The sequence below is a fragment of the Microbulbifer rhizosphaerae genome, from assembly GCF_014191725.1.
Classification (GTDB): Bacteria; Pseudomonadota; Gammaproteobacteria; order Pseudomonadales; family Cellvibrionaceae; genus Microbulbifer; species Microbulbifer rhizosphaerae.
On the sequence record NZ_JACHWZ010000011.1, the window covers coordinates 114768 to 139305 of the forward strand.

The 24538-nt window shown below is 57.6% G+C and carries 14 protein-coding genes and 1 pseudogene; 2 read left to right on the top strand and 13 right to left on the bottom strand.

Features of this window, described 5'->3' with window-relative positions; all coding sequences use genetic code 11:
- Positions 1 to 106: 106 nt before the first annotated feature.
- The 8 genes from FHS09_RS12785 to FHS09_RS12820 all read right to left on the bottom strand — a co-directional run bounded on the left by FHS09_RS12785 (position 107) and on the right by FHS09_RS12820 (position 15749).
- Positions 107 to 1501, bottom strand: a complete 1395-nt coding sequence (locus FHS09_RS12785) for a cellulase family glycosylhydrolase (RefSeq protein ID WP_183460487.1) — start codon at positions 1499 to 1501, stop codon at positions 107 to 109.
- 103 nt (positions 1502 to 1604) lie between these two features.
- On the bottom strand, positions 1605 to 3368 hold the full coding sequence (locus FHS09_RS12790; protein ID WP_221191990.1) for a glycoside hydrolase family 6 protein: 1764 nt from the start codon (positions 3366 to 3368) through the stop codon (positions 1605 to 1607).
- Between the two features lie 148 nt (positions 3369 to 3516).
- Positions 3517 to 4854, bottom strand: a complete 1338-nt coding sequence (locus FHS09_RS12795) for an endo-1,4-beta-xylanase (RefSeq protein ID WP_183460488.1) — start codon at positions 4852 to 4854, stop codon at positions 3517 to 3519.
- A 139-nt stretch (positions 4855 to 4993) separates the two neighbouring features.
- On the bottom strand, positions 4994 to 5659 hold the full coding sequence (locus tag FHS09_RS12800; protein WP_183460490.1) for a hypothetical protein: 666 nt from the start codon (positions 5657 to 5659) through the stop codon (positions 4994 to 4996).
- Positions 5656 to 6618 (bottom strand): LpqB family beta-propeller domain-containing protein, encoded by a 963-nt coding sequence (locus FHS09_RS12805; RefSeq protein WP_183460491.1) that lies wholly within the window; start codon positions 6616 to 6618, stop codon positions 5656 to 5658. The genes FHS09_RS12800 and FHS09_RS12805 overlap by 4 nt, the downstream gene beginning before the upstream one ends.
- A 234-nt stretch (positions 6619 to 6852) precedes the next feature.
- Positions 6853 to 10230 carry a family 43 glycosylhydrolase gene (locus FHS09_RS12810; RefSeq protein ID WP_183460493.1) on the bottom strand — a complete coding sequence of 1126 codons (3378 nt, stop codon included), beginning with the start codon at positions 10228 to 10230 and terminating at the stop codon, positions 6853 to 6855.
- A gap of 89 nt (positions 10231 to 10319) precedes the next feature.
- A complete protein-coding gene (locus FHS09_RS12815) occupies positions 10320 to 12122 on the bottom strand; it encodes a cellulase family glycosylhydrolase (RefSeq protein ID WP_246394975.1) in 1803 nt (600 codons plus the stop codon).
- Between the two features lie 342 nt (positions 12123 to 12464).
- Positions 12465 to 15749 (bottom strand): TonB-dependent receptor domain-containing protein, encoded by a 3285-nt coding sequence (locus FHS09_RS12820; RefSeq protein ID WP_183460495.1) that lies wholly within the window; start codon positions 15747 to 15749, stop codon positions 12465 to 12467.
- 889 nt (positions 15750 to 16638) lie between these two features.
- Between FHS09_RS12820 and FHS09_RS12825 the strand changes: the two genes are divergently transcribed.
- Positions 16639 to 17178, top strand: a complete 540-nt coding sequence (locus tag FHS09_RS12825; protein ID WP_246394977.1) for a DegV family protein — start codon at positions 16639 to 16641, stop codon at positions 17176 to 17178.
- 336 nt (positions 17179 to 17514) lie between these two features.
- On the opposite strand, the gene FHS09_RS12830 is transcribed toward FHS09_RS12825, so the two are convergent.
- Positions 17515 to 19110 carry a cellulase family glycosylhydrolase gene (locus FHS09_RS12830; RefSeq protein WP_183460499.1) on the bottom strand — a complete coding sequence of 532 codons (1596 nt, stop codon included), beginning with the start codon at positions 19108 to 19110 and terminating at the stop codon, positions 17515 to 17517.
- A gap of 171 nt (positions 19111 to 19281) precedes the next feature.
- Positions 19282 to 20217: a glycoside hydrolase family 5 protein gene (locus FHS09_RS12835; RefSeq protein WP_246394979.1), complete on the bottom strand. Its 936-nt coding sequence runs from the start codon at positions 20215 to 20217 to the stop codon at positions 19282 to 19284.
- Between FHS09_RS12835 and FHS09_RS22865 the strand changes: the two genes are divergently transcribed.
- Complete coding sequence (locus tag FHS09_RS22865; protein ID WP_246394981.1) at positions 20216 to 20449, top strand: hypothetical protein; 234 nt, start codon at positions 20216 to 20218, stop codon at positions 20447 to 20449. The genes FHS09_RS12835 and FHS09_RS22865 overlap by 2 nt on opposite strands.
- On the opposite strand, the pseudogene FHS09_RS23400 reads toward FHS09_RS22865, so the two are convergent.
- From FHS09_RS23400 to FHS09_RS12845, 3 genes and pseudogenes are all read right to left on the bottom strand, one after another.
- Positions 20416 to 20727 (bottom strand): annotated as a pseudogene (locus FHS09_RS23400) (cellulose binding domain-containing protein); the annotation flags it as partial. The gene FHS09_RS22865 and the pseudogene FHS09_RS23400 sit on opposite strands and share 34 nt — an antisense overlap.
- Positions 20728 to 21166: 439 nt before the next feature.
- Positions 21167 to 22918, bottom strand: a complete 1752-nt coding sequence (locus FHS09_RS22870; protein ID WP_246394983.1) for a glycoside hydrolase family 5 protein — start codon at positions 22916 to 22918, stop codon at positions 21167 to 21169.
- Between the two features lie 627 nt (positions 22919 to 23545).
- Positions 23546 to 24502, bottom strand: a complete 957-nt coding sequence (locus FHS09_RS12845; protein WP_183460503.1) for an acetyl-CoA carboxylase carboxyltransferase subunit alpha — start codon at positions 24500 to 24502, stop codon at positions 23546 to 23548.
- Positions 24503 to 24538: the final 36 nt, after the last annotated feature.

Below are 24538 nucleotides of genomic sequence, written 5' to 3' on the forward strand. Positions count from 1 at the left end.
TTCGCCTCCCGGTTTTTGGCTATTTAATTTCGAGCAGGCTCGCATATAACGGGCCTGTAGCGGCCCCGGTTCGCCTGCAAGCAGGCTTCTACAACACGGCTGTGAATTACTCGGCGGTACAGCTGACGCCCGGCAGACTGCCCGGCTCACCCTGCATACCGAAGCTGACGCTCTGCCCCGGCTGCAGTTGGCCGTTGTAGCCGACATCGGTGCCGGTCAGCAGGCTGCCGCTGCTGGACGACAGGCTGACATTCCAGGAGTTGGTAATGGCGATCTCCCGGCCGAAGTCCAACTGTACCGTCCAGCCGCTCACCGTCCGGGTGCCCTCGTTGGTTACGGTGATGTTGTTGAGCACAAAGCCCGCACCCCAGTCGTTCACGGAACCGGCGGTGCACACCAGATCGCCGCTGCCACCACCCGAGCTGCTGGAGCTGGAGGAGCTGCTCGAACTGGAACTGGAGGAAGAAGAACTGGAGCTACTGCTGGAGCTGGACGAACTGCTGCTCGAGGAGCTGCTGGATGAGCCCCCGCAGCCGGGGAAAACGGTGGCGCACTGGGCGGTTTGCGCGATGCCATTCTCGCCATTGATCAGCCGCTCGCCCCAGCCGGAAAGATTGTTGGGGTCCCAGTTCAGGGCCATATCCAGGTAGGGCTCGGTATTGCCGGACCAGGACCACCCCAGGTAGCCGATACCGCGGGCCTCGGCCTGGGCCAGGATCGCGTCTTCATCCACCGGCTGGCCCTGGTGTTCGTGGCCGAACTCACCCACCACCAGCGGCAGGTTCATGTCCTGGAAGGCCTGCATATAGTTGGCCACGCTGTTGTTGTCCGGGTACACCTGATACATATGCACCGAGAACAACAGGTTGCCCAGGGGATCGGCGGCGGCTATCTGCGGGGCGTTGTCGCGCATGTAGCCTTCCCAGTCCTGACCCCAACTGGAGGCATCCACCACGATGGTGTGGGTTAGGCCCGCGTCGCGCAGGGTCTGGATGGCGGCGGTGGTGCCGTCCACGTAGTTGCTCTCGCCCACGCCGTTGCCAAAGGGTTCGTTGGCGATATCGATCAGCACATAGTCCTCTTCGCCGGTAATTGCGGCAAGGATATCCGGGCTGGTCCAGTATTCCGCGGCGGAGGAGATATGCACCGCCGCACTGTCCTCGCCCCAACCGGTGGCGTCATGTACTTCCAGCATGCAGATAAGGGCCAGGGATTTACACTGGGCGATCACATTCGCCACATCGGCGCCGTCGTTGCGCGTCCAGCGGCCGCCGTTGGCCAGCACTATGCGCACTGCGTTGGCGCCGGTGGCGGCGATATCGGCGAGTGCCTGGGGCGTGCGGCTGTTGTACCAGGTGTGGGCGTGGTTGACGCCGCGCATGATGAAGGGGTTGCCGTTGGCGTCGAGCAGCTGGCCGTTATTGATGGAAAAACTGGCCCAACTGTTTAGCGAGGCCAGCATAATTCCCGCAGTCGACAGGCCTTGTATCAGTTTTTTCATGTTGTTTTCTCTCTTTCCGGGAATCTTCATTACCGGATTGACCATCTCCTGTAGGAGCGGGCATGCCCGCTCCTACAGGGAGTTTTTTTCCAGCTGGTTTTTATTAGTTCAGCGGCGGATAGGCGTTCTCCAGCAGTACCTCGAAAGCTTCCGGGAACCAGCGGCCCGCATGGGGTGCATTGGGCAAGGCGCCGGTCATACTGTTGCCGTTGCGCTCATTTCCCCCGTAGTTCGGGTCGCACATGGGATCGTGCTTCTTGTTGGGATCGTTGGGATCCTGTTCGAAGTTGGGATCCGAGATGCCGTCGGACTCACCCTGGGGCTTGACCCACACATAGGCGTCGACACCAGGGTGCGGGTTGGCCTGGGGTCGGAAGCCCACGCCGCCGGGCTGGTTGCACCAGTTGCCGCGGTGGATACGCCGGTCGATACGCGACTCGTTGACGTAGGTGTTCAGGTCGGTGCTGGTGGAGGTTCCGCTGGGCCGGCCGGAACCGCCCCAGCCGTTGCGGCCGGTATCGATCAACATGCCGAGGGTGGTGGGCGCACCGCGGTTGATCATCGCCTGGCGCCAGTCCTGCACGAAGTCCAGTTCCTCAAAATAATCGTTCCACTCGTAGAAATTCGCCGAGCGCACCGGCTGCCCACCCACAGTAAGTGTGGGGTCCGGCAGGTAGGGCTCCTCCACCGGGGTGTAGTTGGCGGAATTGCTGACGAAGCCGGCGACGCTGTCCCAGCCCGCATCGGTGCTCTCCACCACCTCGCCGATCAGGTTGACCGCGGGGCCGAAATTACTGCTCCATCCCAACCAACCGGAGTGGGCGACGTCGACGTAGGAGTAGACGTTGTCCACTTGCGAGAGCTGGTTCAGGGCGTAGCGGATGCCGTCGCGGTAGCCGCCCGGACCATTGGCCTCCTGGCACTCTGGAACGCTCAGGTTGGTCACCAGGTTGGGCAGCGAGTCCACCTCGATGATCGCCACAATATTGATGCCGCTATAGAGCGGGTCGGAAATAATATCCACGATGGGACTGATGTATTCGTTCTGGTAGCGCTCGAAACCGTTTTCCGCAATCAGCAGCTCGCCGTTGGAGGCCAGCGCCGAGCAGTCACGGTTGGGCAGGTCGTAGACCACGAACATAAACAGGTCATCCCCGTTGGCTAGCGCGGTGTCCAGGTGACCGCGCAGGCCCATGCCGTCGGTGATGGCACCGATGCGGTCCATCCACACCGCCGAATTGACATTGGCGATGGCGCTGCCGCCGGGCTCCGCCGCCGCCTTCGCGGACCACTCCGGATTTACGTACCAGCTGCTGGACGCGGCAAAGGGATTGTCCAGGCGACCACCGGAACCGCTGCTGGATGAACTGCTCGACGAGCTGGAGCTGGAACTGCTGCTCGAGGAGGAGCTGGAAGAGCTGCTGCTGGATGAACTCGAGGAGCTGGAACTCGACGAACTGGAACTCGATGAGCTCGAGCTGGAGGAACTGGAACTCGAGGAGGAGCCCCCGTCCCCATTTACGATCACCGCTACCGGCGACACATTTCCCGGCGTGCCGAGAAACCCGATATTCACCTGGCCGCCCGGCGGAATGGCATCGTTGTAGCCAGCGGACCCGACCGTATAGTGGTCGCCCACATGGGACTGGATGACACCGCCCCACAGGTTGCTAATATCCACCGCCATGTCGAACTCCACAGACCAATTCGACAAAGTGCCGGCGCCGTCATTGACCACCACTATCTCGGCCTGGAACCCCTGGCCCCAGTCGTTGACGATATTCATGGTGGCCTGGGCGGCGAACGCCGAGGGCACCGTGAAACATAACCATAAAATCAGTAAATTTTTTTTGAGTAACCGTAACATTTTAATTCTCCCATCATCGCTGATTGTTTTTTTGAAATTCACTTCCTGGCCCTCTCCCCCAACCCCTCTCCCATAGGTTGGAGAGGGGAGCAATAGCCCCTCTCCCCACTGGGGAGAGGGGGTGGGGAGAGGGGAAAAACTGTGGCATTTACTCCGCCGTGCAACTGGGCGTACCGACACCACCGGGTTCACCCTGCATGCCGAACACCGCGCTCTGCCCCGGCTGCAAAACGCCGTTGTAGCTCACGTTGCTGCCGCTGAGGTGGGTACCGCTCTGGTTATCCAGTACCAGGCCCCAGGCATTGGTGGAGGTCACCATCTGGTCGAATCCGATCTGCACGGTCCAGCCGTTGATCGGACTGCTGCCTTCATTGGTGACCGTGTAATTGTTCAGCACAAATCCGGAACCCCAGTCGTCCACAGTTCCGGGGGTGCAGCTGATAGCGACACCACCGCCGGAACTGGAGGAAGAGGAACTGGAAGACGAACTTGAAGACGAGCTGGAACTGCTCGAAGAGGAGGATGAACTGGATGAGCTGCTGGAGCTGACTCCAAAGTATTCGCGCAGCCACTGCATCGCCGGGCGCTCACTGCCGTTGTTTGCCACCAGCCAGGCGTCCGACTGCCAGGTGATCCCCTCCAGGTAGCCCCACAGGGTGACGCCGACCACGCCCGGGTGCTCCCAGAACACCGGGAATTTTTCCTGGTACTGTTGCAACTGCGCTTGGTCATCCGCGCTGTTGATATCCAACTCGGACACATAGATCGGCAGCCCGGTGGCCGCCAGCCGGTCCAGGTTCTGCCGGATCAGGCCCGCCGACGCCGGCACCACATTGAAGGTGTGCGCCTGCACGCCAATGCCGTCGATCAGGCCTCGGGATTGCAGCAGTTGGATAATTTCCAGGTATTCACCGGTAAGATTGCCATCGTTGACAATGCCGTACTCGTTGATCAATAGCTGACCGCTCACATTCTGGCGGGCCAGTTCAAACGCGGTGATCACCCAGTCCCAGCCGGTCTCGCCGCTGCCGCCCAGGGCTTCGGCATAAGAGGGCGGATCATGCAGCGGTTCGTTGACCACGTCCCACAGATCCGTCTGCGGATAGCGCGCCCCCGCCGCCTGTATCCACTCGGTGACTTCCGACAGCTGCTCCTGCTGGGTCAGGCCGCCGATCCATCCCGGTTCCTGGTTGCCCCATACCAGGGTGTGCTGCTTGAATGGAATGCCGTTGTCCAGCGCGTACTGGTAGGCCGCGTCCAGGCCGCTCCAGTTCATGCTGTCTCGGCTGGACTCCACGGAACCCCACTTGCCTGCGTTCTCCGGGGTCACCTGATTCCAATAGGCACCGAAGGAGGACGGCACACTGTTCTGGGAAATATTACCGAGAAACTTGCCCTGCCCTTCCGCCAGTTGCGCCGTTGCCACGGATGCCGGCAACACGAACGCGAAAGGCAGGAGTGTTTCCATGATTTTATTTTTTTTCATATAACCGCCTGTCTACTGACCAAATTTTCCCCGGATTCAATCCGCGGCGCTTCAGGTGGTGCGATAGTTCTTTATCGTTATATTTATATTCATCATTATCGAAAGCCCTGCGCACTTACGACACTGCCATTTTTTCCTGTCAGAGCGCGTAGGTTCGGTTACTCTTTAAACCATCCGCCTCCAGCTCGAGCTGCAGGACGTTCTCCGCGGGGAAATACTCCACTCCGATCACCCGCTCCAGGTTCTGATCCAAAACCCGGTATTCGCTACCGTCCGGCCGGCTCACCGCCACATCCACTCCGTCGCGATACGACAGCAGGCCGTCGCCGTCCGAGTCGCGGGTTATCACTTCGTAGTAGAGGAATATCGCCGCTGCGCCGTAGCCGACGTTGTTTCGGTAGAGCTGCCGGTAATTCACAATCAGGTTGCGGCTATCGTCGAACAACCGCCGCGGCAGGATTCCCCGCCGGAAGACAAATTCCAGGTTGCGGATTTCCCCGCTTCCGGCGCTGTCGCGGACTTCCCGCAGACGCAGTTTCTGTCCCAGGATTTGCACCTCTTCCCCCGCTGCCAGTTGCACGGGAACCAGTTCCGGATGCTGCAATTCCGGAGCTTCCCGCGACTGCTCTTTCGCCGCTTGAACAGCGGGCCTCTCCTCATAGGCGGTATTCATCCGATATGCGGAATCCCCCATCTGCTGCTCCTCATTGGAAGCCAGGTAAATTGTTGCCAGGAAGGTTGCACATAACAAAATCACCGCCAGGTAGGGCGAATAAACAGAGTCCTCGCGTTCAATACCGTTCATTGCACCCACCTCAGGTTGGAGTTCCTGGTCACCGAGCCGAACCATTCATTCTCGTTTCCGCCATCCCTGTCCATGGTACGCAGGGAAAGCTGCCGGCTGTCCAACTCCGGGGCGTAAAGAAAGGCGATACGACGGCCGTCCGGGGAAAATACCGGGGCTTTGTGCAGGGCCTTCCGACTGGTCAGTTGCCGGTGATTGCCCTCCAGGTCCGAGATATATATATGCATGGCGCCCTCGTATACCTTTCTGTGTGCGCCCTCGTCGTAGTGAAAGCGATAGTCGGCAAGAGCGGCGTAGAGCAGCCGCCTACCGTCGGCGGACCAGTCCGGCGGCTGCTGTATCTGCAGGTTTTCGGGGGATATCCGCTGTTCGCGGCCGCTGTCCAGGTAACGCACCCACAGCTGTCGACTCTCACCATTCAGGGGATGGACGATATAGGCGACCTTTCCACCGTCTGGAGACCAGCGGGCGGAAACAATGCGAAGGGCCTGGCTAGCGTTCTTTAATTGAAGTGGCGGTTCCGAGTTATCGTCTGAAACCACCAGAATTCCGGATTCCTCCCCGACGCGCCGGGCCAGGGCTATCCGGCGGCCATCCGGTGACCAGGAGAAATCGTATATTTCATCCGCTTCGGCCAGAGCCCGTTCACCTTTTCCGTCCGCATCCGCCACGAGCAACCGATGTCGGGTGCCACTGCGGATAACGGCGATGTTCCGGCCGTCGGGACTGAACCGGGGTTTCAATTCCCGGTCGCGGCTGGAAGCAATCTTTTTCGGCTCGCTGCCGTCTCTTTCGATCAGATGGATATTGAAGTCTTCAGAGGTTCTGTTCAGATCCATCCGGGGGTTGTCCTCGCGGTTCGAAGAGAACACCAGCCTGCCATCGACGGACATATCCGCATCCAGATCCCGCCAGCGGATATTTTCGGTGATTTTCCGCACTTCGCCGGATTCGCTCACGGAATAAATATTGGCAACGGGGCCGAGAACTTTTGCGCTGAAAATAATTTCGGCATTTCCGGGTCCGGAAAAAACCAGAAGGAAATCGGCAAAGACAAAGCGCAGGAATGTTTTTGCAATGCGAGGGTAAAACCTCATCCCCATAAACTGTAGAGTCACATTTTCTCCCGTGGGCGGCCTCGATTGGGGAAATACCAAGCGGGACCGCTTCTGCTCGAATAACGGATTGGTTTTCTAATTACAGGTCACAGTACCGGGATCGCCACTGCCCTGTATGCCGAAGTTCGTGCTGCTGCCCGGCGCAATGGAACCGTTGTAATCGACGTTGGAGGCCGTGTATGGACTGGCCGAACCCGACAGGGTGACACTCCACGAACCGGTTACCGTAATCGGATTACCGGTCGACACATCGAAAGACCAGCCGTTGGTGGTGGAGCTGCCGTTGTTGGTCACCGTCATATTCGCCACAAAGCCACTGCCCCAGTTGTTCAGGTCGATGCTGCAACTCAAGGCGTCGCCACCGCCGCTCGACGAGGAGCTTGAAGAGCTGCTCGAGGCACTGGAGCTGGAGGATGAGCTGCTGCTCGTCGAGTTGGAACTGGACGATGAACTACTACTCGAACTGCCGGATGGTCCGGAACTGCTGACAAACGTGGTCACGCTCTGGGCATCCACCGATACCGACGCCGAGTTGTTCGAGACATCAACAATCCCGTCGTTGCTCACGTTCTTACTGCCGGAGGTGGTGTATTTCGTGAAACTGCCTGTACCGATATTCTGCAGGTCCAGCGTCAGGTCGCGCGGCGAGGTGTTCATGTTCACGACCACCACCGTGATATCGTCGCCATTTTTATAGGCGGTGGCATAGACATCCAGAGCCGGGTTGGCCGTCGCCCCAATGCGTGTGTAGCCCGGCCGGATAAACCTGGAGTACTGCGATATCAGGTAGCCGCGCTTGCTGACGTTGCCGTCTTCGGTAAGAAGCCCGTAGCTGCGCCGGATATACCACCACACATAGGCGCTGAAATTCGCCATCATGCTGTCGTGCAGCTCTTTACCGACGTCCAGCGCCAGGGGCCAGGCGTTCGCCGGATTCTGGCTGTCTGTATAGTGCTCGGTCATCCATAGTTCCTTGCCCTTTTCCCGCGCCAGCGGATAATCCTGCAAACCACCGCCGTAAAGGTGCCCGGCGATAATATCGACATGGGGTTCCGCACTGGCGTTGTTCAGTATGGGATCGGTGAGGGCGGGATTGAAATTCAGGGACTCGGCGGCCATGACTTTCAGGGAACCGAAACGCGAACCCTGGCTGCTTAGAAAATCAATAAACTCGCCGGAACTCCACAGGCAGGATTCATAATCCGGGTCCCAGTCCGGTTCGTTTTGCAGGGATACAGCGTGCAGGGACACACCGTTCCCGGCCATGTAATCGGCAAAGTCCAGCAAATACTGTGCGTAATCGTCGTAGTAATCCGGGTCCAGGCGCCCGCCGATAACATTGTTATTGGTTTTCATATGCGCCGGCGGCGACCAGGGAGTGGCGAATACCGTAGCGCCGTACAACGACTGGGCGCGCGCCGGCGTGGCCACCTGTGCGCTCCAGGCGTCGGGATTGGCGGGAATCTTGACTCGTAGAATGCTCAGTCCGAGTTGCCCGGGACCATTGCCGAATGCGGTATCCACCTGCGCCGGAGTCAGGTCGTCGATCCATTCCGGAACGTTGATCCCACCGAAACCACTGATGTGCTGGTATTCGGTATCCGGGTTGATATTGATTGCTGCGGGGCCGGAATCGCTGGCCGCTACGATCTCCCCGGCCGAGGCGATCAGGGTGACCCTGTCCAGCCGCGCGCCGTCCTCCCTGCGCTTGATTCTGAGTACGTGGGTGCCCTCTCCAAGATTGGAGAAGGTCGCAGGCATCAGCGATTCCCAGCCACTGGTCACGGTGTTGTTCTGCGTGCTCCAGGAGCCAGAATCGATACTGTAATAAAACGAGTCGTCATTGGCATTGGCCATACTGGCCAGCACTTGGAACTGCACGTCCGCCGGTTGCGACAGTGAAAAGATGATTTCGACCTGTCCCTGCTCACTGTCAGACGGCGAACTCAATGCCTGGTCGCCATTATCCGGCCAAACGATGTACTGTCCGCCGGAAGCGGCGGAATCGCTCTGCACGGCAAACGGCGAAAAATTGCTCTGGCCCGCGAGACTTTCCAGTTCCACGTTCAGCGTGCTGCTACCGCCCGAGTCGCCGGTAAAGCGGTACCAGTTCATGTTTACCCGGCCGTTGGCACGCAGGAAAAGATCGTGCAGGCCGCTCGCCGATACATCGGCCGATTGTATTTGCCAGTTCTGCAGCCCACCCGTGACGGAGACCTGCAGCGTGCCCACTGGCGGATTGTTTACGTCGTCGAGAATAATATCGATGGTGGTATTACTGTTGCTCGCCAGTCTGGCCTCGAAGCCACCGGCTCCGGAGCCGAAATCGACATTGGAGATCTTTATCCAGTCTCCGAAATCCATCATCACATTCTGGGCACCATCGCTGCTGTGCTCGGCTTCTATACCCTGCTCGCTGTCGATGGTTTCGGCTTCTTTTCTGGCAAAGGGGTCGACATTTTTCAGCTTCGGCACGCCCGCCGGTCCAGCGTCGACCTGCTGGATGCTGCCGTCGCCGTTATAGAAGAGCCGGTCCACGTTGATGGATCGCTGGTAACTGCTGGCTCCCCGCTCATTGGCCACTGCGCGGTTGTGGTAAAACATGTACCACTGATTGTTGTATTCAAGTATGGATGCGTGATTGTTGTTGAAATTGTTTTCCCAGGGATTGGGCAGCACAGTACCCTGGTACTGGAACCCCGAGGTGGGGTTGCTGCTGGTCATGTAATCGATTCGCATCCCGTTGTCGGGATTGGTGGAATAGGACAGGTAATAGGTCCCGTTCCTCTTGTGCATGTAAAGCCCTTCGAAGAAATAGGGCACGTCGATGGTGATGGCCGATCCGCTGGTGCTGATCATATCGTCGTCCAAGCGGATAACCCGGGCATTGCCCGGCCCGCCGCCGCCGAAGTAGAGGTACGCCTGGCCGTCATCGTCGATAAACACACCTGGATCGAACAGCCACTGCACGTCGGCGTTGGGCGTGTTCCGGTCGACCAGTGGCCTCCCCAAAGGATCGGTAAAGGGGCCGTCGGGACTGTCGCTCACGGCGACACCGATCGAACCGGCGCCGTCCGGGAAGTACAGGTAGTACTGTCCGTTGCGGGAAATAATGTCCGGGGCGTAGGCGCGGTTTGCCCAGCTGGTATCGGTCCGCACATCGAACACCACACCGTGGTCCCGCCAATTGACCATGTCGTCCGAAGAGAACATGCGATAGTCGACCATGTCGTAGCCCGACTGGGTATCCAGGTCGTGCGACGTGATCACGTACATTCGTCCGTCGAACACCCGCGCCGCCGGGTCCGCCGTGTAAACCTGGGATACCAGCGGATTGTCGGCAAGACAGACGCCGGAAACGGACAACAAAAAAGCGGCGAAAACGATTCTTAGCGCTTCTTTTATCTGTCTTTCACCTATACGGGGCCAGCGATTTACACTCATTCTGTTCATGTCCCCCTCCAATTAGGGTTTCACAACGCAATGAGCGGGTGTCTGGCGGCAGACGCCGCCAGACACCCGCAGGAGTTATAAAACCGCTTTTACTGGCTACTCCACAGACGGTTCAGCAGGTTTGTCTTTCTTTGATCAAAGTCCTGCCACTCACCCCAACCCTCGGTGTTGCTGATGGGATCGTAGGCGTGGCCGTACCAGCCGCCGGTATCGCCGGATTCCGGATTGATGGACCAGTAGCATCCCTGGATGTTTTCCTCCACCATGTAGTCCACGAAGGCATCCTGCCACTGTCCGTCGACAATGCCGGGCTGGATATGGGACCAGCGATTCTGGTCGCGCACCGCGCCTTTGTCCGGCCAGTCCAGGTTGCCGCCGAACTCGCCCACTACCACGGCGTAGCCCATGTCTCTCAGGTAGCCGAAGTGCTCTTCCCAGCCGGGAATGAGGATTTCCGGATTGATTACGATATTGCAGTCGGCGTCGCCGGCGGCATCACCTTCCAATCCGTCACACGCGGGCTGAGCCGGGTCCATGAACATCTTCTGCACGAACACGGAGGGGCCATAGACGTGCGGAGAGAATACCAGCCGTTCGCGGGGAATATTCGGCGGGTTGACGCCGGCCTCGAAGAGGTTTTCGCCCCAGTTGGGATTGGTGAATTCCTCACCGTGAGGCACCTGGGTGATGGTTTCCGGCGTGCCGTCCTGGTTATCGGCAGTGGCGGAAATGCCCTGCACGAACAGCAGCATGTTGGGGCTCACCTCGTTGATGACCGCATAGGCATCTTCGATATGAGTTTTCCAGTCCGCCCAGGTGTAATCCCAGGGCTCGTTGAAAATATCGATGCCGATAATGTTGTCCACGCCCAGTTCCTGTTCGAGTTCGGCCAGCTCGCGCAAAGTATCGAGCCAGGCGGCCTTGTCGTAGGGCTGGATGCGGGTCACACCATCCGGGTTGTTGGTAGCCGCGCAGGAGGTGTCCTCGCGGAAGAAGTCGTAGTTGTCGCGGTCAGCGTCCGCATAAGGCGGGCGTGCATCGAAGCGGCCGGCGCGCCAGCCCACATAGTTCGAGCAGGAGTGGACGTCCAGCATCACTTCGATATTGTTCGCATCCGCGGCCAGGATGAACTCCTCAAGCGCTTGGCGCGCATTGGGTACGCGCACGGACTCGTGGTTTTTCAGGTAGGGAGCCTGACCCTGGGGATCATTGGCATCCAGGGTTTGCGGCGCAATCGGGAAGCGCACCACGTTGACGCCCATGGCGGTGATCTCACTCATGTCCTGCTGGAGGGTGCGACCGGTGCCCTGGTTGCCATTGGCCCAGAAGGTGTTACCTATATACAGCTCCATAGGTGCGCCGCTGGGGTTGGTGGGATCGTCGGACGGCTCGTGCCGACCCTCGAGACCGAACCAGGAGCCACACTGCAGCGGGAATACCTCACCGTTCTTGGTGATATTGCCGGTTTCGTCAACACGGAATCGTCCACCGGAGCTGCTGGTCGAGGAGCTGCTGCTTGAGGAGCTGGAGCTGGAGGAAGAAGAAGAGCTGGAGCTGCTGCTGGAAGAGCTAGAGCTGGAAGAACTGGAACTCGAGCTCGAAGAGGAGCTGCCGCCGTCGCCGTTCACTATCACCGGCACCGGCGATACATTGCCCGGCGTGGCGGTAAAGCCGATGCTCACCTGGCCGCCCGGCTGGATAGTCCCGTTGTAGCCGGCATCCTCGACCACATAGTGATCCCCAACCTGGGATACGATGACACCGTTCCACAGGTTGCTGATATTCACCGCCATATCGAACTCGACGGACCAGCCGGATATCGTCGTGGACCCGTCATTGACTATCACTATCTCTGCCTGGAACCCCTGGCCCCAGTCATTGACTATGTTCATCGTTGCCTGCGCCGCAAAGGCGGAAGGCACGAACAAACATAGTAACCACATCAGTAGGTACTTATTGATCGATCGAAACATTCCTATTTCTCCCATCATCGTGAGTTTTATTTTTAACGCTAAAATTCTTCCCATGAACACGGCACCCGACAGGCGCGCCGACATACTCCTTTCTGACTTCGTGAACAGGCACAGTAAATCCGCTGCACCCACTTGTTCAAACAGTACCGCCGGCACGAAAAATCCTTCGGGCGGACAGCTTCAAATGGAAAATCCCCCTCAATAGCGCGTGCGAAAAAAATCGGCGGGAGGTCAACCTCCCGCCCAAGCTCGCACCACAATTCACAATCGGTAGTTGACCCCCAAGGCCACCCGGGGCTCGGACATGCTGTAGGTCATGGGGTTGTCGGAGAATTCCAGGTAGCTGGTCTGTTCCTCGCCGGTGAGATTGATTGCCTCGGCGGTAAACGACAGGTTGTCCATCGCATGCCAGGTCACATTGGCATCCCATTGGCCGTAGGCGTCGAAAAACTCCGCCATCGCCGGGGTTTCCACCGTATTCACCACGTGGTTGACCAGGCCGAAGTTAGAGCGGTAAGGGGACAGGTATTCGTCCCGCCAGGTGTAGGCCAGCCGCGCGCTCAGGAATTCGTTTTCGAAAAACCCCATCAGGTTGAAGGCATTTTCCGATACGCCGGGCAGGCCCAGGTCGTCGTGGGTCATTGAGGTGACCGACGTCTTGCTGTCGGAGAAGGTGTAGTTGAAGGAATAACCGAAGCCGTTGTCGAAGGACTGCTGCAGGGCAAATTCCAATCCCTTTACACTGCCGCCGTCGCCGTTCACCGGGCGGGAGACGCCGCCGGTTCCCACTTCGTCCGGGCTGAAGTCCGGCTGGGTTTCGGTGCGCGTTTCGGTGGCGATAAAGGTGTCCACCGCCTTCATGAAGGCGCCCACGGAAACATAGCCCAGCTCGCCGAAATACCAGTCGTAGGCAATATCCGCCTGGGTGGCGCGGAAGGGTTCGAGCAGCGGGTTACCGGCGCTGCCGCCGGTGAACTGGAAGTAGTCACCGCCGCCCGCCGCGTCCACGCGGGTGTAGTTTTTGGAAAAGCCCTTGCCCATATCCTGCAGGTTGGGCCGCGCGATCACCTTGGCGGCGGAGAAACGCAGCTTGGTGTCCTCGCTGGTATCCAGCGCGAAATTGACGCTGGGCAGCAGGTCCCAGTAGGTCTCTTCGGTGGTTTCGGTGGTAAAGGTGCCGTCCAGCAACACACCCTGGCTGTTCCAGCCGTCGGTGGCGAGGGACTGAAGACTGGCCTGGGGGGTGGTGACCACCGAGGTGATTTCCACATCGGTTTTCACCGCCCGCAGTCCCACATTCAGGTTGTAGGGCAGCGCCTCACCGACAAAATCCGCCTCCACATAAAAGGCGCTGGTGGTCTGTGCCGCGGCCCAGGATTCCAGCGGCACCAGGAACAGTCGCGAAGGTGCGTTAGGGGCCAGGCCATCGTGCCAGGCAGAAACATCGTCGGTGATTACACCGGCATCCGGCATGATCACCCGGCCCAGGTAGCCGCCGGAGGGGAAGAAGTCCCCGACGCTGGTGTACGCGCCTGGGTTCATGGTGAAGTTCTGCCAGGGAATCACACCCGGGGAGCTGCTCCAGCGGTCGAAATCCGCCCCGTAGAGCGCCTGGGAGAAGGGAATGCCACTGGAGGTGGTCAGTTCCCCCGCTTTCGAGCCGATGGCAGAGTCATGGAAATAACCCCAAGGGCCGAAGGGCTGGTTGTCGTCGATGCCGTCGCCATCGATATCACAGCTTTGGTTGGCGGGAATGCCACCGTTGCCGCACAGATCGTAGTAGACCGCTTCCTGAATGCCAGGATTGCCCTCGCCCGGATCCGCGTCGGGATCAAAAGTGGAGTCGGCGATCAGGTTGCCGTCCTCATCGAACTGTGCCGGGCTGGCGGCGCCCTGGGTCCGGGAAAAGTCTGTCAGGTAGCGCAGCTCGTTGAACTCCACATCCTCCCCGGCCATGCGCAGGCCGAATTTCAGAGTGCGCAGGTCCCCAAGGGCGATGTCGTACTCCACATCCGCGCGCGCGGACCAGTTGTCGTATTCCACATCCGAGCCCAGGGCCCAGGCGGACTTGTAGTTGCGGTAGGCGGGGTTCTGCAGCCAGTCGGCATTGCGCATCGCCAGATCCGGCCGGTCTCCTGCGCTGTAGCTGTAGCCGTAACTGCCCCCGTCCGGCCCCACATTGTTGGGCGTGTGCGCCCAACCGCTGGGGCTGGCATCCGTGCCCACCCAGCTGGTCACGTTGTAAGGCGTCATGCGCGAGTCCATATAGCCGGCGCGCTGCTTCTGGTCGGCCGCTGCGTAGTTGATGCTGCCGCTGGCGCGCCAGGGGCCGCCGTCGTCGAAGCTGACCCGCAGGGCGAAATTGTCCGCGGTGGATTCGCTCACCTCCCCGGCGGTATTGGTTTCCATGCCGGCGCCGTCGGCATTGAACACCGCCGATTCCACCACCCCGACCTTGCCGCTGGTATCCAGGCTGAAGGGCTGGCTCTCGTCGAAACCGGCAAATCCGTCGGTGGCCATGGGGTGCTTGACCGTGTACTGGTGGTTTACGACTTCCAGTTCGTTGCGGAACCAGTCGAAGCCCACTTCCATGGAATCGGTGGGGCGCCACTGCAGGGTGACGGAGCCGCCGATGCGCTCGCGCTCCTGTTCGGTATCCATCACGTAGTACATGCCGGGAGCCATGTAGGGAGTACCGCCGGCGTCACGTACTGTCTGCAGGAATTCGTCGAAGGTCATCGACGAACCCAGTTCCTCCACACTGACGTCCCGCTCTGCGGCCATGCTGTCGAAAGTGTCCTGCACCGCGCCGCCGTTGGTGGTGAGGATGCCGCTATTCTCCCGCGAGAAGTTCTGGATAAAGTCCGTGTGCTGGGTCTTGTTGGTGGTGCTGAGGGTGACGATCGCTGCAAACTTATCGTTCCAGTTGTTGCCCAGCACCAGGAAACCGGAGGGCTGCGCGTCGCCGGAATCCTGGCCGTAATCGCCTTTTATATTGGCGGCCACCAGCGGCGCATCCAGGGCGAAGGCACTGCGGGTCTTCAGGTTAACCACGCCACCCATGCCCCCCTCCACCATGGAGGCGACGGGGGTCTTGTACACTTCCACGCCGCCAAGCAGTTCCGAGGGCACTCCTTCGAGGGAGCCGTCGTATTCCTGCTTCCACTCATTCATCTGAAAATATTCCATGCCGGAAGTGAAGCGCTCACCGTTCAGCAGAGTGACATTCTGGTCCAGGCCGCGGATGCGCACTTTGGTGCCCTCGCCGTCGCGGCGGTCTATCTGCACACCGGGCAGGCGCTGCAATGTCTCGGCAATATTCTGGTCCGGCATTTTGCCGATATCTTCGGCTGTGACGGCCTCCACAAATTGAGTGGAATTCCTGCGGATATCGATGGAGTGTTCCAGTGAACTCCGCAAACCAGTGACCACCACCTCTTCCATGCCATCTTCACTGGCGGGTGCGGATTCCTGGGAAATTGCGGGCACTACGACGCCAGTACCCGTCAGGGCAATGGCTACAGCCAGGGGTTTCATACCAATCATTTTCTCTCTCCGTGACTTTCCTTATTGGTTTTGTTACCTCGGGCACGTCGAATGGCTATGTCAAGGCTTTAGAGCGGACGGCCGTTCTTTGCGGGACACGGACCAGGCGCCCACCGCAAATACGTCCCTGCAGGCTTGTCCGCGAGGTCGCTCTCGCAGACAGCCCCGCAAAGAACCGCCGGTATCAGGCCCTTTGCATCAAGCTTTTTGGCTTAACTTAGTGCCATTCACCTCGGGCCCTTGTACGCAAAGGCCCCTGATACATCATTGCTGGACATCACTACCGGGTTACATTTCGAACAATCCCGGCCGGTGGATAATCCGCAGCCGGTGGTAATAAAGATGGAAGAGACAAATAAGGAGGGAATTCCGCCGAGTCCATTTTTCGGAAAAACGCGGGGGTCCGCATTCGGTAGCGGAATGGGGGACACTTGCCGGCAACCCTCCCAAGGAAGGATTTCGGCTGCTCTCTCTCAATCATCGTTCTAATCCGTCTTATTTATTATATTTATCACCTGAATATGCACTCGGCCAGCAGGGACAAATTTTTCCTTTCTTTTATAGGGGAGGGATTTTGGATGAGGTGCCAGGGGAGGTCGTCCAGGTTTGCACGGGGACAAATATTTTTACCAAGTTTGTGGTCGCTGGGCGCATTCCTTTACCTCCCTCACTCCACCCGGCGTAATGCGGAGCACCTTCGACCGAGAAGACGTTTTATATGACAAATGCTGGCGGAAAAATCACCTAAAGTTAAACAATTTACCGAGTAAACATTCCTGCGTGACAATTATTCTTACCACTTTCGTACCAACTAGCGCCATTGGAAACAACGTGGAGAATCCGAACGCCGACGGACATTGGCAGTAAAAAGCAAGCTTCTCGTCCCGGATTGCACTCCCCCAGGGGTTTCAGCAGTGATAGATTCCACCCAGCCTCTCCACTAACCGCTGAGAACAGCAAGGGGATCAGCGGCCGTGAAATCAAGGAAAAGGCGGAGGTGTTCAGCCGCAAAATCCACGGCTATGCGGCTATCAGGGACGTCTACTATGTGCGCGAGCGTGCGCGAAACAAGAACGAAAAGAGTATCAGCTGGCTCAAAGCCATCGCCGCGCGCCACCTGGATATGCACCCTATCCTGTCGATGCACGGCGATGGCAGCACCGTGGCGGACACCCTCCGCGGCTACGACAACTGCACCGAGGCGCTGTTCAAGCTGGCGGCGGACAGAATTCAGGCCGGAGATCTGCTGGTGCCCATGGTGGTGGTAAGTATTGCCGGCAAACTCGAGCAGCTGCCGGAGATGGCGGGGTTTGCGGAGTTGGAGCAGGTATCGCGGGAACACAAGGTAAAAATCTACCGCTCGGTGATGAGCCTGTCCGGCGGTATAAACCTGGGGCCGGGGACTGTGTCGTTGGCCCTGGCGGTATAGTAGTCAAATCAAACTCTCATTCTCGTCATACCTGCGCGGAAACGTCAGCCCGGATTTGATCCGGTACCGGTAGTCCTATGGCATCTGGGTTCCGGCCTGCGCCGGAACGACGAAAATGCGCGGGGGACACTTATAGCGAAAGACGCGATATACACCATGCGAAGGCCCTAACCGGGGGCTTTTTCCAGACCTTACGCGGCCAGGGAAGGCCGCGTAGAGCGTACATGGAAGTATTTAAGGGGGGCGCCTAGCCCGTGTCTGGCAAAAAACCCCCGGTAGCAGGCCGCCACATAATCAACTACAGGGCCCGAAGCCTGTAACCCTACCCTGCAGATTTCAGTTTGATGCCCCCTGCATCAAGGCATCCAGAGTTTGCTGATCGAACACCGTATTCGCCGGCCTGTCGAAGATACCCGAGGCGAAGTTCCCAGTTCCGCCATTGTCCCAATAAAACGGTAGCATCCCATAGGCTCTCGCTTGTTGCGTGACGAACCTGTGGTAGTAGGCTCTCGACTCAAGGTGCAACGCCAAATCGTCTCCTGAAAGCTGCCCGGTACGGCGCATAGCGGAGAATTCACCCAACACCACGGGGATTCCGTTGTCAATAAATTGTGTTTTCATCAGGGAAAACAGCGCGTTCAGGTCGTTTTCCTCGCCCCATGTGGGGTTATGGGCTGTATCCGTGGTGGAGTGATTACCGGCGCCCCAATAAAAGAATTGATTACCCCAGCTCGCGTCCTCCGTCATACCCGCAAATTGCCACGGGGTATAATAGTGGATCTCGGCCATCATACGGTTTGAAACCGTATCCACCGGCATTTCGGTCATCAGCTCGTTCGTTCTTGTAATATCCGTATTCGGCCCCTGAACCACCAGCACCCTGTAGGCATTTTTGCCACCGGTTTCCCGCACGGCGTCCACAAAAGTCTGGTGGTAGGACAGTAAAACGGACATTTGTTCGGCGCTATCGACATTGGGCTCATTGGCGCTGGCAAACATCAGGTGCTCGTCGAAGTCGCGCAGGTAGGTAGCGATTTGTTGCCAGTAGGCCCTCTGTTTATCGTTGTTTTCCGCCTGCCTTTCCGGGGTCACATTGTTCTCAAGCCAGCCGCCATCCCAGTGGATATTGACGATGACGTACAGGTCATTGTCCACGCAATATTGAACGACGTCTCTCACCCTGGCCAGCCAGCTCAGGTCGATCTCCGCCGTGGCCTGATCGGCATACTGGTTCCAGGAGACGGGTAGCCGTATCGCATTGAAACCGCTCTGTTTCACCAGGCCGACAAATTCCGCGGTAATCACCGGGTTACCCCAGGCGGTCTCGCCTCCAGTCGCCTCCAAACTGTTGCCGATGTTGAACCCCAGAGTGATGTTGTCGGCAATATCCAGCGCACTGCTGCTCATTCCCGTCATGTCTGCGGGGAGAGGATTGATATTGTAATTCGGGAACCGGCCGCCGGAACTGCTGCTCGAGGAGCTGCTGGAACTGCTCGAAGAGCTGGAGCTGGAGGAAGAAGAGCTGGAGCTGCTGCTGGAAGAACTGGAGCTCGAGCTCGAAGAGGAGCTGCCACCGTCGCCGTTCACTATCACCGGCACTGGCGACGCATTCCCCGGTATGGCGGTAAAGCCGAAACTCACCTGACCGCCCGGCTGAATACTTTCGTTATAGCCGGCATCTTCGACGACATAGTGATCCCCGACATGAGATACAATGACGCCGTTCCACAGATTGTTGATATCCACCGCCATGTCGAATTCGACGGACCAGCCGGATATGGCCGTGCTTCCGTCATTGACGACCACCACTTCGCCCTGGAACCCCTGCCCCCAGTCGTTGACGATGTTCATGGTAGCCTGCGCCGCGAAGGCGGAGGGTACGCACAAACATAGCAACCACATCAGCAGGTATTTACTGATTGATCGAAACATTCCTATTTCTCCCATCATGGTGAGTTTTATTTTTTTCAAAAAACTTTCTCCGCTGACAGCAACTGGCGAAATTCTGCACTTCCTTTTGATATCCTCCCCATCTAAGGTCAGTCGGAATGGTACTTGAGTTAGTTAAGCCCCGGGCCGTCCCGGCCCGGGGGTTTTGTGTTGTTACGGTAAATATGGCTCCAACCAAGACATCTGCGGCGCTTCCCTGCCGTCCGCAGTGGGCTCTATAACCAGAATATTGGATTCCCATGTCCACCAGGGGCCACCTGCCCACCAAGTCCAACCTATCCAGTGCTCTCTGTTGTTATCAATGTACTGAAGTGCGCTTTCAACAGACATCCTACAGTCGTCGTTAGAGGCACCACTAAACTCACCGAGGAAGCCACGCAAGTTGTTAGCGGCGAGCCATGAAGTAAAGTCAGACAACACTTCAGAGGCATCCGGTACAACGCATTGCTCCGAAGTGCCTGAGAAGTCACTGTCAAAATACTGGTGAACTTCCACCACAAAATTATTGCCTGGATCCACGAAATCCAGCAAGGCGGTGGCATTAGCGGTGCCGTACCAGGTGTGATTCCACGAATGTGCTCCAGTCCACGCATTGCCCGGCACCGTAATCAAATTGGTGGCGCCGGTGTTGCGAATAGCGGCGGCGGCGGCATTGGCAGCACTAACCCACTGCTCGGTGGGCATAGTGTGGGGCTCGTTTATTAGGCCAAAAATCACATGGGAGTTATCTTTGTATTCGTTTGCCAAACGACTCCAAAAATCGGCGAAGGCGCTGTTAGGCACCTGGGAGCTCCCAATTAAATTACCGTAGTACCGCGCATAGTTGTGCGGATCGAGTAATACGTACATATCTTTGGCGGTAGACTGGGTAACAAACGCGTCAAGACGCGCAAATTCTGCGCTATCAAAGGCCTGGTTCATTGTGCGCTGTAAACGCTCCCAGCGGAAAGGCAGCCGTATGATATTCATGTTTTTGGATTTGTAATAATCCACCTCATCCTGATTTGGATAGGTGTAATCCGTTCCAAAGACACCAGGTAAGTTACTTTCACCGAAGTCAGCACCGGCCAAACTAACCCCTTTAAACATGGCCGCAGCCCCGGAGGAGCTGGAGGAGCTGGAGGAGCTGGAGGAGCTGGAGGAGGAAGAATTGCTACTGCTGGACGAACTTGAGCTGGACGAGGAACTCGAAGACGAGCTGGAACTCGAGCTGGATGAGGATCCACCGCCATCGACGATCACCGCTACCGGCGACACATTGCCTGGCGAGGCGGTAAAACCAAAGCTCACCTGGCCGCCCGGCTGGATGGTCCCATTGTAGCCGGCATCCTCGACCACATAGTGATCTCCAACCTGGGATACGATGACGCCGTTCCACAGGTTGTTGATATCCACCGCCATATCGAACTCGACGGACCAGCCGGATATCGTCGTGGCTCCGTCATTGACTACCACTACCTCTCCCTGGAACCCCTGGCCCCAGTCACTGACTATGTTCATCGTTGCCTGCGCCGCAAAGGCGGAGGGTACGAACAAACAAAGCAGCCACATCAGTAAGTGCTTATTGATTGATCGAAACATTTCTATCTCTCCCATCATTGTGTGTTTTTATTTTTACTACTGAATTTCACCTTTGAACGCGGCATTCAACAACTGGAGGAAAATTCCGCCAAACGGAAGCCCCCGGTCAGGTTCTCGCTCATATTGTGAACCACTTCAAATTAATTATATTTATATGATAATTCTGCGAGGGGAATTATGGCGGGCACGGTTGGGAGTGTCGTCCAGCTTTGAGTAGTAAACGCTTTTACCAGGTCCAAGTTAGCGCACAGCAGCTGGTGCAACCCTTTACCTGGGGGTCTGAAGGCAAAAGAAGAATGTGGCGACAGCAGTATATCCGGATCAAACAAAAGCCCCGGCGGGACATCCCGCCGGGGCTTCCGATGTAACCTGATTCAGGCCGGATCTGACACAGATCCTTGAAAAGGGATTACTGCCTGCAGATACATTGGCAAGCAGTAAACCCCGCCTCCAGGTTTTAGTTTGCTGCTCCTTGCATCAAGGCATCCAGAACCTGCTGGTCAAAGACCGTGTTCGTGTTCCTGTCGAAGATACCAAAGCCGTGATTCCCGGTTCCGCCGTTATCCCAGTAGAAGGGAACCATTCCATAGGCCTTCGCCTGCTGTGCAACGAACCGATGGTAGTCAGCCCGCGACTTGAGGTGCAAGGTCAAATCGTCCCCTGAAAGCTGTTCGGTACGACGGATGGCGCCAAATTCACCCATTACCACGGGGATGCCCTGGTCGACGAATTGCGTTTTCATCAGGGAAAACAGCGCATTCAGGTCGTCTTCCTCACCCCATGTGGGGTTATGCGCTGCATCTGTGGTGGAGTGATTGCCGGCGCCCCAATAATAGAACTGATTGCCCCAGCTCTCGTCCGCTGTCATGCCCGCAAAATTCCACGGCGTATAAAAGTGGATCTCCGCCATCATGCGGTCTGAAACCGTATCCACCGGCATTTCGGTCATCAGGTCGTTCGTCTTTGAAATATCCGTATCCGGCCCCTGGACGATAAGCACCCGGAAGGCATTTTTTCCACCGGTCTCGCGCACGGCATCGACAAAGGTCTGGTGATAGGACAGTAAAACGGACATCTCTTCCGCATCGGCGACATTGGGCTCATTCGCACTGGCAAACATCACATGCTCATCAAAGTCCCGCAGATAGGTAGCGATTTGCTGCCAGTAGGCCCTTTGCTTGTCGTTGTTTTCCGCCTGCCGCTCCAGAGTAATATTGTTCTCAAGCCAGCCGCCATCCCAGTGGATGTTGACGATGACGTACAGGTCATTGTCCACGCAATACTGAACAACTTCCCTGACTCTGGCAAGCCAGCTCAGGTCGATCTCCGCTGTGGCCTGATCGGCATATTGGTCCCAGGCAAGGGGCAGTCGTATCGCATTGAAACCGCTCTGTTTCACCAGGCTGACAAAATCCGCGGTAATCATCGGGTTACCCCAGGCAGTCTCTCCTCCGATCGCCTCCATGGTGTTCCCGATGTTGAACCCCAGCGTGATATTGTTGGCTATATCGAGCGCATTGCTACTCATTCCTGTCATATCTGCAGGGAGGGGGTTGATATTGTAATTCGGGTAAATGGACGAACTGCCACCGTCGACAGTGACAACGAAGTCCTGGGATGATGTCGCTCCGCAGCTGTTGGTATACACCGCGGTGGCAGTGCAGGAGGCGGTTGGAGCAATTGCCTGCTCTCTCGCATCCCCGGAAGTGCCACAGTCGCTCCAGGACCAGCTTCCTCCGCTGACCGGTTGCGGACCAAAGGTGATTTGCGTTCCGGACGGGATGGTTACCGAGGAAACCTGGCTCCATGCGCCGTCGACCTGGATATAGGGAGTAATGGCTGTAGCGTCACAACCTGCCTCCCGCACCGCTGTTGCCGCATTGGAATTGTAAAATTTCCCGTCCGCCCTGAACTTGATCCAATACCAATACTGGGTGCCGGCCACCGCTGTAGTATCGGTATAGCTTCGCTCACTGGTGCTCAGTATTGCCAATCGGCTGCGGCCGCTTGGATTACTATCCGTGTCTCTGTAGACCTGTATTGAATCGACTGTTCCGGACACCGTCCAGCTTAAAGCTATGTTATCGGCTGAGCCGGTGGCAGTGAGGCATACCGTTGCCCCTCCTCCGCTACCGCAGCTTTGCGCATAAGTCAGGGAACTAAATATGAGCGATAAAAACAGCGAGGTTATAGAAATTAGGGACTTCATAAGTCTCTCTCCTCAATCCAAGTAGATGTCCCCCGATAAAGCTGGAGGCTTTTTTTATATGCCACTTAAAGCGGCGTTAGATGGGGCTTTCCGCCCCTTGCCCCCGAAGGGGATTCCGTCAATTTCACCCCGGCACGAAATAGCCTCGCGCCCGGAGGTGCGGCTTAACTCCAGATAACGGGTCTATTTTTCTCAGATAAAATCGATCGCCCCGACAAAGGGGGGCGGATTATCCAGCAGAAGTCGGGTGACGCCGGCTTTGCGACGGGTGCAGGTTGCAGTTGCCGTATATGGCTGCGGAATGGAAGTAGTTACCGGTAATCCTCTCCCTGGAAGACCGACGATCAGTTGCTTGGTCATCGCTGTGAATTACCCTAATTATTATCCTTTATATTATATTTATATTATATTTATTTGTACGGCAAATAAATGTGACGCCCACCAGGGAATCACTATGAACCGGTTCAAATTTTTATATTTGCGGGTTGAGGATTACGGATGGGGAAATGAGGGAAAAGGAAAGAAGCCGGTCCTTACAAGGGGCGAACATCGTGTTCCTCCAGGTCCGTGTTGATATCCACCAAGGGCGAACACAAGATTCGCCCTACAGCAGTCTCGAATCAGATATCAGGAGGCGATATTGCCGTAGCTCATCAGCCGCTGGTAACGCTTCTCCAGCAGTTCGTCGACAGGTACGTTGCGCAGCTGTTCCACCTGTGCGGACAGGCGTTCCTTCAGGCGCGCGGCCATGGTATCCGGGTCCCGGTGGGCGCCGCCCAGGGGTTCCGGGATGGTCTCGTCCACGATACCCAGCTCCTCCAGCACGCTGGAGGTCACGCCCATGGCCTCTGCCGCCAATGGCGCTTTTTCCACGGTCTTCCAGATGATGTTGGCGCAGCCTTCCGGGGAGATCACGAAATAGGTGGAGTACTGCAGCATATTCAGCTGGTCGCCGACGCCGATGGCCAGGGCGCCGCCGGAGGAGCCCTCGCCGATCACCGTGCAGATGATCGGGGTGCGCAGGCGCGACATCACTGCCAGGTTCTGCGCGATAGCCTCGCTGATGCCGCGCTCCTCGCTGTCGATTCCCGGATAGGCCCCGGGGGTGTCGATCAGGGTGAGCACCGGCAGTTTGAAACGCTCCGCCATCTGCATGATGCGCAGGGCCTTGCGGTAGCCCTCCGGCTTGGGCATTCCGAAGTTGCGCGCCACCTTGTCGTTCACTGTGCGGCCCTTCTCTTCGCCGATCACCGCCACCGGCACGCCGTCCAGGCGCGCGATACCGGCGATGATCGCCTTGTCGTCGCCGAAGTGGCGGTCGCCGTGGAGTTCGTCCCAGTCGGTAAAGATGCGCTTGATATAGTCCTGGGAATAGGGGCGCTGGGGATGGCGCGCCACCTGCACCACTTGCCAGGGGGTCAGGTCCGCGTAGATGGACTCGGTGAGTTTTTCGCTCTTTTCCCGCAGGCGGGTCACTTCGTCGGCGATATTCAGCTCGTTGTCGTCGCCCACATGCTGCAGCTCTTTTATCTTGCTTTCCAGTTCAGCAATCGGCTGTTCAAATTCGAGAAAATTGAAATTCATGAAATCCGCGCCTTGAAATCTGTTCCGATAATGCCT

Bases quoted from the DNA above. Each gene is read 5' to 3' on its own strand.
- FHS09_RS12785 (WP_183460487.1), bottom strand. From the start codon at position 1,501: ATGAAAAAACTGATACAAGGCCTGTCGACTGCGGGAATTATGCTGGCC.
- FHS09_RS12790 (WP_221191990.1), bottom strand. From the start codon at position 3,368: ATGTTACGGTTACTCAAAAAAAATTTACTGATTTTATGGTTATGTTTC.
- FHS09_RS12795 (WP_183460488.1), bottom strand. From the start codon at position 4,854: ATGAAAAAAAATAAAATCATGGAAACACTCCTGCCTTTCGCGTTCGTG.
- FHS09_RS12800 (WP_183460490.1), bottom strand. From the start codon at position 5,659: ATGAACGGTATTGAACGCGAGGACTCTGTTTATTCGCCCTACCTGGCG.
- FHS09_RS12810 (WP_183460493.1), bottom strand. From the start codon at position 10,230: ATGAACAGAATGAGTGTAAATCGCTGGCCCCGTATAGGTGAAAGACAG.
- FHS09_RS12815 (WP_246394975.1), bottom strand. From the start codon at position 12,122: ATGAACATAGTCAATGACTGGGGCCAGGGGTTCCAGGCAGAGATAGTG.
- FHS09_RS12820 (WP_183460495.1), bottom strand. From the start codon at position 15,749: ATGATTGGTATGAAACCCCTGGCTGTAGCCATTGCCCTGACGGGTACT.
- FHS09_RS12830 (WP_183460499.1), bottom strand. From the start codon at position 19,110: ATGTTTCGATCAATCAGTAAATACCTGCTGATGTGGTTGCTATGTTTG.
- FHS09_RS22865 (WP_246394981.1), top strand. From the start codon at position 20,216: ATGGCCGCAGCCCCGGAGGAGCTGGAGGAGCTGGAGGAGCTGGAGGAG.
- FHS09_RS12835 (WP_246394979.1), bottom strand. From the start codon at position 20,217: ATGTTTAAAGGGGTTAGTTTGGCCGGTGCTGACTTCGGTGAAAGTAAC.
- FHS09_RS22870 (WP_246394983.1), bottom strand. From the start codon at position 22,918: ATGAAGTCCCTAATTTCTATAACCTCGCTGTTTTTATCGCTCATATTT.
- FHS09_RS12845 (WP_183460503.1), bottom strand. From the start codon at position 24,502: ATGAATTTCAATTTTCTCGAATTTGAACAGCCGATTGCTGAACTGGAA.